The organism is Kibdelosporangium phytohabitans (genome assembly GCF_001302585.1).
Lineage (GTDB): Bacteria > Actinomycetota > Actinomycetes > Mycobacteriales > Pseudonocardiaceae > Kibdelosporangium > Kibdelosporangium phytohabitans.
The window spans coordinates 9,704,743-9,717,208 of the sequence record NZ_CP012752.1 but is presented as its reverse complement, the minus strand read 5'-3'; the positions used below and the strand labels follow the sequence as shown (position 1 = coordinate 9,717,208).

Annotated in this window: 12 protein-coding genes; 10 read left to right on the top strand and 2 right to left on the bottom strand. The window is 68.4% G+C overall.

The annotated features are described in order from the left end of the window. Positions 1-22: 22 nt before the first annotated feature. Positions 23-1,462, top strand: coding sequence for an aromatic amino acid ammonia-lyase (locus AOZ06_RS43280; RefSeq protein ID WP_054294672.1), 1,440 nt, complete (start codon positions 23-25; stop codon positions 1,460-1,462). Positions 1,463-1,470: 8 nt separating this feature from the next. Continuing rightward, positions 1,471-2,703, top strand: coding sequence for an MFS transporter (locus tag AOZ06_RS43275; RefSeq protein ID WP_054294671.1), 1,233 nt, complete (start codon positions 1,471-1,473; stop codon positions 2,701-2,703). Here the strand turns inward: AOZ06_RS43275 and AOZ06_RS43270 are convergent. After that, on the bottom strand, positions 2,664-3,350 hold the full coding sequence (locus AOZ06_RS43270) for an HAD family hydrolase (RefSeq protein WP_054294670.1): 687 nt from the start codon (positions 3,348-3,350) through the stop codon (positions 2,664-2,666). The genes AOZ06_RS43275 and AOZ06_RS43270 overlap by 40 nt on opposite strands. Positions 3,351-3,387: 37 nt before the next feature. Here AOZ06_RS43270 and AOZ06_RS43265 point away from each other — a divergent pair, with 37 nt between their 5' ends. Both AOZ06_RS43265 and AOZ06_RS43260 read left to right on the top strand, forming a co-directional pair. Beyond that, positions 3,388-4,440, top strand: a complete 1,053-nt coding sequence (locus AOZ06_RS43265) for a serine hydrolase domain-containing protein (RefSeq protein WP_063810570.1) — start codon at positions 3,388-3,390, stop codon at positions 4,438-4,440. Positions 4,441-4,513: 73 nt separating this feature from the next. Beyond that, entirely contained in the window at positions 4,514-4,966 is a 453-nt protein-coding gene (locus tag AOZ06_RS43260; RefSeq protein ID WP_054294668.1) for a hypothetical protein, read from the top strand. Positions 4,967-5,285: 319 nt separating this feature from the next. On the opposite strand, the gene AOZ06_RS43255 is transcribed toward AOZ06_RS43260, so the two are convergent. Beyond that, positions 5,286-5,933, bottom strand: coding sequence for a GOLPH3/VPS74 family protein (locus tag AOZ06_RS43255; RefSeq protein WP_054294667.1), 648 nt, complete (start codon positions 5,931-5,933; stop codon positions 5,286-5,288). A gap of 131 nt (positions 5,934-6,064) precedes the next feature. Here AOZ06_RS43255 and AOZ06_RS43250 point away from each other — a divergent pair, with 131 nt between their 5' ends. From AOZ06_RS43250 to pyk, 6 genes are all read left to right on the top strand, one after another. After that, positions 6,065-7,522 (top strand): APC family permease, encoded by a 1,458-nt coding sequence (locus tag AOZ06_RS43250; RefSeq protein ID WP_054297348.1) that lies wholly within the window; start codon positions 6,065-6,067, stop codon positions 7,520-7,522. Continuing rightward, complete coding sequence (locus AOZ06_RS43245; protein WP_054294666.1) at positions 7,519-8,112, top strand: GNAT family N-acetyltransferase; 594 nt, start codon at positions 7,519-7,521, stop codon at positions 8,110-8,112. Before AOZ06_RS43250 ends, AOZ06_RS43245 begins: the two co-directional genes overlap by 4 nt. A gap of 19 nt (positions 8,113-8,131) precedes the next feature. Beyond that, the gene (locus AOZ06_RS43240; protein WP_054294665.1) at positions 8,132-8,794 is read left to right on the top strand and encodes a DUF2461 domain-containing protein; all 663 of its coding nucleotides are present in this window, start codon (positions 8,132-8,134) and stop codon (positions 8,792-8,794) included. 50 nt (positions 8,795-8,844) lie between these two features. After that, positions 8,845-10,176 carry a pentapeptide repeat-containing protein gene (locus AOZ06_RS43235; protein ID WP_054294664.1) on the top strand — a complete coding sequence of 444 codons (1,332 nt, stop codon included), beginning with the start codon at positions 8,845-8,847 and terminating at the stop codon, positions 10,174-10,176. Positions 10,177-10,233: 57 nt separating this feature from the next. Further along, positions 10,234-10,962 (top strand): hypothetical protein, encoded by a 729-nt coding sequence (locus AOZ06_RS43230; protein WP_054294663.1) that lies wholly within the window; start codon positions 10,234-10,236, stop codon positions 10,960-10,962. A gap of 70 nt (positions 10,963-11,032) precedes the next feature. Continuing rightward, positions 11,033-12,457, top strand: coding sequence for a pyruvate kinase (gene pyk, locus AOZ06_RS43225; protein ID WP_054294662.1), 1,425 nt, complete (start codon positions 11,033-11,035; stop codon positions 12,455-12,457). The last annotated feature ends 9 nt before the right edge of the window (positions 12,458-12,466 follow it).

The window sequence follows — 12,466 nt, the reverse complement described above, 5'->3', positions numbered from 1 at the left end:
CGTTGAGCGCACAATCTGGGGTATGGCTCAGATTGTCCTCACCGGCGCGTCGCTGACCGTTGACGACGTCGCTCGGTTCACGTCCGGTGACGTCCGGGTCAGCGTCGACCCGGCGTCACTGGACGACGCCGAGGCGGCGTGGAAGCTGCAGCGGGAAGCGATCGCCAGGCGTGCCGTCTACGGCCGGACGACCGGTGTCGGCGCGAACAAGTCGGTCATCACCGAAGGCACCGCGGACGACAGCCTCCGGCTGATGCGCAGCCACGCGGGTGGCGTCGGGGACCTGATGCAGCCCGGTCTGGTCAGGGCGATGCTGCTGGTCCGGCTCAACCAGCTCGCCGCCGGGCGGTCCGGTGTGCACCCCAAGCTGCTCGTCGCTGTGGCCGACGCGTTGAACAGCAACAGTTTGCCCGCTGTGCACCGGATCGGCGCGATCGGCACCGGTGACCTGACCGCGCTCGCCGAGACCGCGCTGACGCTGGCCGGCGAAAGGCCGTGGGCCACCGGCGGTCTGGCGCCGGTCGAGTTCGGAGTCGGTGAGGCGCTGGGGTTCCAGAGCAGCAACGCCGCCACGCTGGCCGAAGCGGTCCTTGTCGCTGTCGAACTGCGGCAGCTGCTGCGGGCCAGTCACACCGTCGCCGCGTTGTCGTACATCGCTTTGGGTGGTTCGCCGGAGCCGTACGCGACCAGTGTGCACGAAGCCAAGCCGCACCCCGGGCAGGTCGAGTGTGCCGCGGTGATGCGGCGGTTGCTCGGCATGACCGAGGTCCCCAAGCCAGGCAGGCGCATCCAGGACCCGTACGGCCTGCGTGCTTTCCCGCAGGTGCAGGGGCCCGCGCTGGACGCCGTGGAGTACCTGGAGAAGGTGCTCACGACCGAGATCAACGCGTCGACCGAGAACCCGATGATCTCGGTGCAGGACAACGACGTCTACCACAACGCGCACTTCCACACCGCCTATGTCGCGGTCGCGCTGGACACCGCACGCGCGACCGTGCACCACGTGGCCGAGCTCGCCGCGGCACGGCTGGGAGATCTGGTCGAACCGGACCAGACGGACCTGCCCGCGTTCCTCGCGTCGGGGCCGGCGGGCAGTTCCGGTGTGATGATCCTGGAGTACGTCGCCCATGACGCGCTGGCCCAGCTGAGGCAGGCCGCATTGCCCGTCACACTGGGTAGTGCGATCGTCTCGCGTGGACTGGAGGACCACGCGTCGTTCTCGACGCAGGCCGCGCGCCAGGCCGGGCAGGTGGCTGCCGCGTACCGGATCGTTCTCGGTTGTGAACTCGTCGCGGCGGTGCGGGCGTTGCGGATGCGTGCGGCCGATCTGGTCGACGTGCCGGTTCGTGCCGCGTACGACCACATGGACGCGATTCTCGATCCCCGGATGGACGACCGGTCGCTGACCGAGGACGTCGAGCGGGCGTCGGCGGCGCTGAGCCAGCTGGCCGAGCTGGAATAATCGGCCGAGTGCGGGGGATCGGGCAGTCACTGGGAGCGGGCGTCGGCAGGTCGACGTGGATTCTGGCGACCTGCCAGGCGTTCTACTTCATGGGTGTGAGCATCGACCTGACGCTCACCGCGATCGTGGGTCTGGCGCTCGCGCCGACCCCGGCGCTGGCCACGCTGCCGCTCGCGGCGATCACGATCGTGGGGACGTTGTGCTCGGTCGGCACGGGTTTGCTGGCGAGCCGGATCGGCTACGTCGCTGTGATGGTCCTCGGCGCGTCGACAGCCGCGGTCGGTGGCGCGTTGTCGGTGTTCGCTGTCACGCACAACTCGTTCGTCCTGTTGTGCTGCGGTACGGGCCTTGTCGGCGCGTACCGGTCGACCGGCGGTTACATCCGTTACATGGCAGCGGATCGTGCGCCGGACGGGAAACGGGAACGCGCGCTGTCGTACGTGCTGTACGGCGGGCTGGTCGCCGCGTTCGCCGGGCCTTTCGTCGCGACGGTGAGTTCGGACTTCTTCGGTGTCCGGTACGCCGGTGCCTACCTGATGGTCGCGGTGTTCGCGCTCGGCAACATCCCGCTGATGTTGTTGCTGCGTGCGGGCAGTGTCCGCCCGAAGGACGAGGTCGACAAGCTGGAACCGGCCCCGTTGTCGACGGTCAGGGGATCGCGCGAGTTCTACACGGGACTGGTGTCGCTGGCCGCTTCCGGCGGGCTGATGACGATGATCATGGCGGTCGGCCCGCTGGCCAACCACCAGGCGGGCCACTCGGAGAGTGTCGGCGCGGCCGTCATCCAATGGCATCTGGTCGGCATGTTCGCGCCCGCGATCGTCAGCGGCCACGTGCTGTCGAGGATCGGGCCGCGACTGACCGGGATGATCGGCGCCGGCCTCTTCACCGTCGCCGCGCTCGTCGGGCTGGCCGGTGCGAGCCCGGCGAACTTCGTGATCGCACTGGCGCTCAACGGCGTCGGGTGGAACTTCCTGTACCTGGCGGGCACGACGCTGCTCGTGCGCAGTTACCCGCCAGGCCGAGGCGGCCGGATCCAGGCCGTCGCCGAGGGCTCGGCGCAGGTGACCGGCGTGGCCGCGTCGCTGACCGCGAGTTCGGTGTTCGTCATGCTCGGCTGGCACGGCACGAACTGGCCGGTGTTCGGGATCTCGATCGCGCTGGTGGTCGTGCTGGCGCTCGTCCGCCCGGCCGCCGGTGCTCAGCCCGTGAGCAGTTCGGAGAGCCGGTCGAACCGCTGAAGGTGCTCGTGGTCGCCCGCCGGGTCGGGGCAGTCACCGTACGGGTCGAAGTGGATCGGGCGCAGCCCGGCCAGCCGTGCACCGTCCACATCGGCCCTGGCGGTGTCACCGAGGTACGCGGTTTCCGCGGCCGTGACGCCCATGTGGTCCAACGCGAAGCCGAAGATGGCCGGATCCGGTTTGCGGACACCGACGACCGCCGAGTCGATCACCACCTCGACCGGGACGAGGTCACCGGCGCCGGCCTGGCAGACACCCGCTGTCACGAGCATCTCGGCCACGGTTCCCACCGAGTTGGACACGATCCCGACGCGGTAACCGGCTGCGAGCAGCCGTTCGATGCCCTCCTTGGCCTGCGGCGCCCGCTGCAGCCACGCCTCACCGGTGAAGTGCTCGTCGAGTTCCGCGAGGACCTGCGCGGTGAACTCGTCCGTCACGCCACACCGCTGTGCCACCACCCGCCGGTAGAGATCGAGGTCCACGTCACCGGACGCGTCCATCGCCGCCGTCGCCGCGTAGTGCGCGCGGCGCAGCTGTTCACCGGTGGGTTCGATTCCGGCGTGTGCGACCGCTGCCTGCCAGACCGAGGTCGTGGGAAGCAACAGGATGCCGCCGACGTCCAGCAACACTGTGGTGATCTGCCCCATGGTGCTCAAGTTATCGCAGATCGGGATAGTGGGTGTCATGCCGGAACGCACTGACTGGATCGACGCGGCTGCCGAGCACCTGGACAACGCCGTCACACGATTCCTCGACGCCGGTGGCGCGCCCGGCGCGGTGGCCGTCACGGGGGACGCCGTGGAGACCCGGTCGCTGGCGCGCGGCGTGGTCGCACCGGGCTTCGCCGAGGTGACGCCCACGGCTGATACCCGCTACGACATCGCCTCGCTGACGAAGACCATGACGTGGCTGCTCGCCGGGTTCTCGGTCGCCGACGGTGATCTGGAGCTGGACAAGCCGGTGAGCACGTACCTCGGCCCGTCGACGCACCCGGCCTCGGGGCTGACGGTCCGGCAGATGCTCGGCCACACCACGGGCCTGCGCTCGGCCACCCGGTTCGACGAGTACCTGGCCAGCGGTGTGCCACTGGTCGAGCACATTCTCCGCGAGGAGCTGGAAACCCAGCCGGGCCAACGGATGCGCTACATCAACCGCGGGTTCATCCTGCTCGGCCTCGTGCTCGAACGCGTCACCGGGCAGAACCTGGACGTGCTTGCCGCGGAACGGATCTGGCGCCCATGGCAGATGCACTCGACTTCGTACGGGCCGTTGCCCGCGGACGAACACGTCGCGCCGACCGAGCGACGACTGATCGGCACCCGGCCGACCTGGGGCGTGGTGCACGACGAGAGCGCCGCGCTGATGGGTGGTGTGGCCGGGCACGCCGGGGTTTTCTCGACCGCGGCCGACATGGTCCGCTTCGCACGCGGGATTCTCGGCGCCCGGCAGGAGGATTCACCCCTGGGCAGGTATGTGCACGACAGCTTCCGGGTGTACGCGTCGCAGGACGGGACAAGGCGGGGGCTCGGCTGGATCGTGGTGCCGGAGAGCGGAACTGCCTACCACCACGGCTTCACCGGTACGAGCCTGTACCTCTCGCCAGACTCCGATCGGTTCATGGTCGTGCTCACCAACGCCGTCTTTGTGTCCCGTGACCGGCGCAGGCTCAAGGCCCTGCGCGCCGATGCGCTGGTCGCGATGTCCACAGTAGACCAAGGGGTGTCCGGCAAAGGTTGACCGCGACGTACAATCGTGGTGAGGGCGAAGCGCCAGGCCGGGATTCCGACGCCGGTGTGCGGGAGGGGACAGGATGTTCGGTTCGAAGAAGAGGAAGAAGAAGCTCGACGATCTGATGGCGCGGCTCAGGCCCGACCTGAGCCGGGAATCGCTCGGCGTCGGGCCCGACTTCCCTGGCATCGCCCCGAACCCGCTCCTGAGCAGTGATGCGCGGAAGCGCAATGCGGAACTGCGTACGGGGGCGCTCGCGCTCGGCGTTCTCGTCGACTGGCGGGAGGTCAGCAGCGACGGCAGTCCACGCGTGGTCCTGATGTTCGACGTGGAGACCGCCGACGGCATCTCGTTCCGCGGTGTCGCGGACGAAGACCTCACGATCACCGAGCTCACCCGGCTCGCCTCAGGACAGGCGTTGCCCGTGCGCTACCGGCCGGCGGTCATGGACCACTACGTCGCCCTTGCCCGGGACGCGGACCCCGCCCACGTGCAGCAGCTCTCTGACGAGATCGCGAGCCGCAAGCGGGCCTGACCCGCAGGTGCTGGCGACGCTCACCGCGCAGGCGGACGCGGAGGGCTGATCGATTGGTGGCTGTCGGTGGACTCGACGATCGCTCGCGCGCATCAGCATGCGACGAACACGATCCGCCCCGCTGGGGGATGGGTCGAACGACGAACGCCGCGGCAGGCTCGTCGGACTCGACGCCCACGATCACAAGAACCGCAATGTGATCGATCGCCGGTTCTGTCCAACGAAGCGATGGTGCGGACTCGCCACCCGCTACGACAAACACGCGATCGTCTGCCGAGCCGCCGTCCTCATCCACGCTTTGTCAGGCCGAGACGGGCCACTAGCCGCGGCCGCCGCCGTACACCTTCGCGGCGACCGCGGCATCGGTTCCCGAGACCAGGCCACCGAACGGGTGCGTGAGCGCGTTCTTCACGCGATCGACCCAGCCCGCACTGTGCTTTCGTGACATTTCGGGCTCACCGAAGTCGTCGACGCCGACACTCCACGCGATCGACGCGAGTGTGGCGACCGCCGGTGTACACCGGTTGTTTTCGATCATGGCCGTTCTGATCGCTGCGCGTGGCGTGGACGCGATGCGCAGATCAGCGGGCTGGTAATGCAGGGAATGGCGGAAGATACCGCGTTTCTCCTTCGCGGTCACCAGTTCCCGGACTGTGAGAGTTTCCACGACGGTGTCGTAGATCGTTTCGGCGATGTGCTCGACCCAGTCCCGCACGCCGTGCGGTGCCTGTTCGGCCATGATCCGCGCCAGCGCCCGGTCGGCGATCGGCTCGCCGGTGGCGAAGCGGCTGATCAACACGACTGTGCCGTGATGCAGCGTGATCCTTTCGTCGAACAACAAATCCGCCAGCGCGGCGGCGGAAAGGCCGATGTCAAGGACGTCGCGGCGAATCCTCGCCCGGCCGGTGAACGGGTCGTGGCCGAGGAAGAACAGGGCCTCGCACAGTGAGAGGTCACCCAGCCGCACCTTTGACTCCCGATTGCGCCGTACCGAGAAAAGTGGTCGAACCATGGATAACCGTCCGGCGCGATCCTATACTTCCGCCCGGTCGAGTCCAATGGTGCCGAGTGGTGATCCCGCGGGAGGACAACCGAATCATGGGGGCGTCAACATCGAGCTTCACGCGCGGACTCGCCAAACCGAGACTGGGTGTCGCGCAGATCGTCTTCTTCGTCGTCGCGGCTTCCGGTCCGCTCTACGCCATCGCGGGCGGGATCTCCACCACGTACGCGGTCACCGGGATCGTCGCCGTACCGCTGTCGTTCGTGCTGCTGGCGCCCGTTCTCGCGTTGTTCGCGGTCGGTTACGGCGTGATGAGCAGGCACATCACCAACGCCGGCGCGTTCTACCCGTACGTCGCCAACGGGATCGGCAAACCGGCTGGGATCGCGGTGTCGTTCGTCGCAGTGCTGGCGTACAACTGCATCCAGATCGGGGTGTACGGCCTGTTCGGCTGGTCGGTGGCGGACTTCCTGCGGCAGAAAGCCGGAATCGAGACACCGTGGTGGTTGTGGGCGCTGGTGGTCCTCGCGGTGGTCGGCGTGCTCGGCGTGCTGCGCGTGGACCTCAACGCCAAAGTCCTCGGCGTGGTGCTCGGCCTGGAGTGCCTGACGATCGTCGTGATCGACGCGGTGGGCCTGGCCAATCCGGCGCCCAGCGGCGACGCGCTGGCACCGCTCGACCCGTCGAACCTGTTCGTGACCGGGGTCGGCGCGGTCTTCGCCCTGTCGGTCGCGGTGTTCACCGGCTTCGAGGGCGCGGCGACGTACGGCGAGGAATGCCGGGACCCGGCGCGCACGGTCGCGCGGGCCACGTATGTCGCGATTGGACTGACGGCGGTGCTGTACACGGTGTCCTCGCTGGCGATGGCGGTCGGCGTCGGGCCGTCGGAGGTCGTGGCGCTGTCACAGCAGAACGGGCCGGGCGTGTTCTTCGGCATCAGCGGCCGGCACCTGGGTTCGACGGTCACCGACATCGCCTACGTGCTGTTCCTGACCAGCCAGTTCGCTTCGCTGCTCAGCTTCCACAACGCGGTGGCGCGGTACTTCTTCGCGCTGGGCAGGGAAGGCGTGCTGCCGGACGGGCTCGGCCGGACCAACAGGCGCAACGGCGCACCCGTCGCCGGCTCGCTGACCCAGTCGGTCGTCGCGCTCCTCGTGGTCGCCGGGTTCGCCATCACCGGGCGGGAACCGATCTTCGAGCTGTTCACGTGGCTCGGTGCGACCGCGTCGACCGGCGTCGTGCTGATCATGACCATGGTGTCGGTCTCGGTGATCGTGTTCTTCCGCGGCAGGCGCGGACCGGAAACCCTCTGGCAGCGGGTGATCGCGCCCGCGCTCGCGGCCGTCCTGCTCGCCGTCGTGCTCGTGCTGATCATCGTGAACTTCCACGTTGTCGTTGGCACCAGCGAGGATTCCCCGTTGCGGTGGGTCCTGCCCGGCCTGCTGCTGCTCGCCGCGGTCGCCGGATTCGTGCGTAGCCTGGTGTTGCGCTCCGGCAAGCCCGCCGTGTACGCGAACGTGGGCGGGATAGGTACCACAGGGGGTAACCGGTGACGGTGAAGACCGCGACGACCGCGGACCTGCCCGAGGTGTCGGTCCTGCTGGCCGAAGGGTTCCAGGACGACCCGATCAGCACATGGCTGTTCCCGGACGCCACCCGCCGCAGGGAGGTGCAACCGGCCTTCCTCGGTGAGTTCGCCGCTCTGGCCATCGAGTCCGGCGGACGGGTCTCGTTGCGCCACGACGGGCTCGCCACGACAGTCTGGCTGCCCAGCGGCGAAGACGAGGACTTCCTGACCCGCTTCGGGATGATCACCGACGAGGAAGCCGGTCGGTTCGAGCAGCTGGCCGCCCTGATGGCGGGCAACGGTCCGGACCGGGGCGACCACATGCACCTGCAACTCATCGCGGTCCGCCCGGATCGCCACCGCATGGGCATCGGCGGCGAACTGCTCGCCCACGACCTCGCCGACCTCGACACCCGTGGCACACCCGCGTACCTGGAAGCGACGTCGTGGCTCAGCGCCAGCCTCTACAAACGGTACGGCTTCGAGTTCACCGGCCGTCCGTTCGGCCCGGAGCCCCGCTCGCGGATGTACCCGATGTGGCGGGACGCACAGGGCCTGTCGTCGCCCCGATCATGACCGAACTACTCTCGGCTGAGTGAAGTTCTCCGGATTCGGCGAGCACGCCATCGACTTCTACGACGGTCTGGTTGCCGACAACTCCAAGGCGTTCTGGGACGACAACCGCGACGTCTACGACACCGACGTGAAAGCGCCGATGCAGGCGTTGCTCGCCGAGCTGTCCGGTGAGTTCGCCACCGACTTCGGGACGGCCAAGGTGTTCCGGCCCTACCGGGATGTGCGGTTCGCCAAGGACAAGACGCCGTACAAGACCCACTGCGGCGGCGTGATCGAGCAGGGACGCGGCGGTGGGGCGTACTACGTGGAGATCAGCCCGGCCGGGTTGCGGGTCGGCGGCGGCTGCTTCCACCTCGAGTCCGACCAGATCGCCCGGTTCCGCGCGGCGGTCGGCGAAGAGGTGCACGGTCCCGCGTTCGAACAGATGGTGAACAAGCTTCGCCGGTCGGGCTGGGAGATCCTCGGTGAGCGGCTGAAGACCAAGCCCAAGGGCTATGACGTGGATCACCCCCGGATCGAGTTGCTCAAACACAAGTCCCTGTACGCCGCACGAACCTGGGAACCCGCCGATTTCCTGCACGAACGCGAGTGCTTCACGCGCGTGCGCAAGGCATGGCGCGAGCTGCGGCCGCTCAACGAGTGGGCCAGGGACCACGTCGGGGTCAGCGTCCGGTCGGCCTGATTGCGCACCCGATGTGGTGAAGCCGGGACGGTTGAGACACCATCACCTGCATGGAACGCACCCCGTGGTCCTGGTGGCGAGTGGCGGCCGTGGTCGTCGCACCCGTGTTCGGCCTTGCCGCGATCGCAGTCCTGATCTTCCTGCTGACCGGGAGCCCGGCGCTGGAGTCGGTGAGCACGGCGGTGGGTCTCGGCCTGCTGGCCGGGTTCGCGGTCGCGCTGATGATCGCCGCATGGCACGTCTGGCGCCTGTCGAGGTCCGCCGCCGCCCACGAGTTCGACGTGGTCGAACGCCGAGGTTCCGACGCGTACGCCCGTGCGGCTGACCAACTCGGCTCGGAGAAAGCCCCGGTGCGCCTCGCGGGCCTGTACGGGCTGGAGCGGCTCGCGCAGGTCGACGCGCGCTACCGGCAGACAGTGGTCAACGTGATCTGTTCCTACCTGCGGATGCCGTACGCGCCTCCCGAACAAACCAACGACGTGGTGGGCGACGTGGCCGAGCGCGGTGTCCGCGTGGCCGCGCAGCGGATCATCGCCGCGCACATGCGCCCGGCCGACGAGGAGCTGTTCTGGCCGGACGTCGACATCGACCTGTCCGGTGCCACCCTGATCGACTTCCGGCTGGACAACTGCCGTGCGCGGCTGGCCACGTTCGACCGCGCGCACTTCGCCGGTGACATCTCCTTCGTCGGCAGCCAGTTCTCCGGACCGGTCCGGTTCCTCAACGCCCGGTTCGTCAGCCGCCGCGCCGACTTCCAGACCGCGTGGTTCGCCAGCGGTGTCGACTTCACCGGCGCGGGCTTCGCCGGCGACGCCGACTTCAACGGGATGAAGGTCAACGGTGAAGCGCAGTTCACCAAGACCGTCTTCGCGGGCATGGTCGACTTCTCCCAGGCGGCGTTCAGCGCGCTCGGCTCGTTCCGCACGGTGATGTTCGTCGGGCGCTGCGAGTTCGCCGGTGCGTGGTTCGCCGCGGAGGCCGACTTCAGCGGATCGACGTTCTCCAAGGACGCGGCGTTCAACGGCGTCCGGTTCGGTGCGCACGTAGAGGCGCTGGGCGCGTACTTCGCCGCGCACTGCAGCTTCCGCAGCGCGTACTTCACCCGCAACGCGGACCTGCGCGCCGCGCGGTTCGGCGGCAACGTCGACTTCACCGAGGCGTGGTTCGCCACCACGGCGATGCTGGACGGCGGCAGGGTGCGTGTGGACGTCGACCGCAGCCTGACGAACTGGCCGCGCGGCTGGACGATCCGAGAGCCGCGCGACGACGCCGACGCCCGCCTGGCCGACCGGGAAGGCTCGTGGGGTTACCTGGTCAAGTTCAACTCGCCGGAGAAGCCGCCCGTGCCCGCGGAACGCGGCGCCCCGCCGAACGCGCCGTGATCGTTCCCCGAACGGATTGACCTGGTCGCACACCGTAGCGGTGGTTGGATGCGTGCCATGACCAACTGGGGGCAGCTCACCCACGCATACGGCACTGCCGAGGACATCCAGAACAGGCTGGACCAGGTGGCGGCCGAGCCGTCCGCCGACTGGGACGACCTCTGGTCGGCACTGTGCCACCAGGGCACGGTGTACTCGGCCAGCTTCGCCGCGCTGCACCGGCTCGCCCGCATCGCGGCCACCGGCGACACCACGCAACGGGCACAGGCACTGGCTCTCGCGGGCGCCATCGTCGGCTCGGCCGACCGGCCGCCGGACGCCGGCGACGTGCACGCCATGTACGCCGAGGACATCGCCACCCTGCTGAGAGTGGCCGACCAGTACCGGTCCACGGTGACCGACAAGGGCGAGTACCTCTACCTCATGCAGTCGATCCTGGCGTTCGAGGGCCACGACGTCGGCAACGACCCCCTCAAGTCCCTCGCGAACGAGGAGTACGAGGTCGAGTGCCCGAACTGCACGGCGATGTCGTTCGTCGCGATCGGCAGCCACGGGTACTTCGCCACCATCGACGACTACGCCATCGAGGACGACACCGAGCGCACCGACCTGGTCCCCGCGGATCCCGCGAGCCTCGGCGGCCTGCGCCGCAGGCTGTACGACGATGCCCTGGCACACGGGCACCCGGATGTGGCGATAGCCCTGAGCTATCTCTTCGGGCGGGCCACCTGCGTGGAGTGCGGGGACACTTTTTCCGTCGCCGAGCAGGCGGAAATCGCGTTCTGACCGGCCGTTCACCAAATTACCGGGTAGTAGTTCCGCATCGGTTCAGATGGAGGGGCTAGGCTGCACGAACGTGAGCCGACGCGCGAAGATCGTCTGTACCCTGGGGCCAGCCACTGCCACGCAGGAACGTGTCCTCGAACTGGTCGAGGCGGGTATGGACGTGGCGAGAATGAATTTCAGCCACGGCAGCCACAGCGACCACAAGCAGGTGTACGACGTGGTCCGTGCGGCATCCGACCAGACGGGGCACGCCGTCGGGATCATGGCTGACCTCCAAGGACCGAAGATCCGGCTCGGCACGTTCGCCAACGGGCCGGTCGAGTGGAACAACGGCGACATCGTCCGGATCACCGTCGAGGACGTCGTCGGGACCCACGACCGGGTGTCCACCACGTACGAGGGCCTGGCGCGCGACGCCAAGGCGGGTGACCGCCTGCTCGTCGACGACGGCAAGGTGGGCCTGGTCGTCAAGGAGGTCGACAACCAGGACGTCGTCTGCGAGGTCGTCGAAGGCGGCCCGGTCAGCAACAACAAGGGCATCTCCCTGCCCGGCATGGACGTCTCCGTGCCTGCCATGTCCGAGAAGGACATCGAGGACCTCGAGTTCGCGCTGTCGCTCGGCGTGGACTTCGTGGCACTGTCGTTCGTCCGGTCGCCCGCCGACATCGACCTCGTCCACCAGGTGATGGACCGCGCGGGCCGGGGCAGGCTGCCGGTGATCGCCAAGCTGGAGAAGCCGGAGGGCGTCGACAACCTCGAGGCCATCGTGCTGGCGTTCGACGGCATCATGGTCGCCCGCGGTGACCTGGGTGTCGAGCTGCCGCTCGAGCAGGTGCCGCTGGTGCAGAAACGGGCCATCCAGATCGCCCGTGAGAACGCCAAGCCGGTCATCGTGGCCACCCAGATGCTCGACTCGATGATCAACAACTCCCGGCCGACCCGCGCCGAGGCCTCCGACGTCGCCAACGCCGTGCTCGACGGTGCCGACGCGGTCATGCTGTCCGGTGAGACGAGCGTGGGCCGCTACCCGATCGAGTCGGTCAAGACGATGAGCAAGATCGTCGAGGCCGTCGAGATCGAGTCGACGGCCGTGCCGCCCCTGACGCACGTGCCGCGCACCAAGCGGGGCGTGCTGTCCTACGCGGCCCGTGACATCGGCGAGCGCCTCAACGCGAAGGCCCTGGTCGCGTTCACGCAGTCCGGCGACACCGTGCGCCGGCTCGCCCGGTTGCACACGCACCTGCCGCTGCTGGCCTTCACGCCGGAGCAGGACGTGCGCAGCCAGCTGACGATGACGTGGGGCACCGAGACGTTCCTGGTCCCGAGGGTCGACTCGACCGACCAGATGGTCCGCCAGGTGGACATCTCGATGCTGTCCATCGGCCGCTACCAGCCCGGTGACCTAGTGGTGATCGTCGCAGGTTCCCCGCCGGGGACGGTCGGGTCAACTAACCTCATCCGCGTACACCGGCTGGGGGAAGAAGACCACGCATAGGAGCGTCAA

Excerpts from the sequence above, each read along its gene's own strand:
- AOZ06_RS43280 (WP_054294672.1), top strand. The coding sequence starts at position 23 with ATGGCTCAGATTGTCCTCACCGGCGCGTCGCTGACCGTTGACGACGTC.
- AOZ06_RS43270 (WP_054294670.1), bottom strand. The coding sequence starts at position 3,350 with ATGGGGCAGATCACCACAGTGTTGCTGGACGTCGGCGGCATCCTGTTG.
- AOZ06_RS43265 (WP_063810570.1), top strand. The coding sequence starts at position 3,388 with ATGCCGGAACGCACTGACTGGATCGACGCGGCTGCCGAGCACCTGGAC.
- AOZ06_RS43260 (WP_054294668.1), top strand. The coding sequence starts at position 4,514 with ATGTTCGGTTCGAAGAAGAGGAAGAAGAAGCTCGACGATCTGATGGCG.
- AOZ06_RS43250 (WP_054297348.1), top strand. The coding sequence starts at position 6,065 with ATGGGGGCGTCAACATCGAGCTTCACGCGCGGACTCGCCAAACCGAGA.
- AOZ06_RS43235 (WP_054294664.1), top strand. The coding sequence starts at position 8,845 with ATGGAACGCACCCCGTGGTCCTGGTGGCGAGTGGCGGCCGTGGTCGTC.
- AOZ06_RS43230 (WP_054294663.1), top strand. The coding sequence starts at position 10,234 with ATGACCAACTGGGGGCAGCTCACCCACGCATACGGCACTGCCGAGGAC.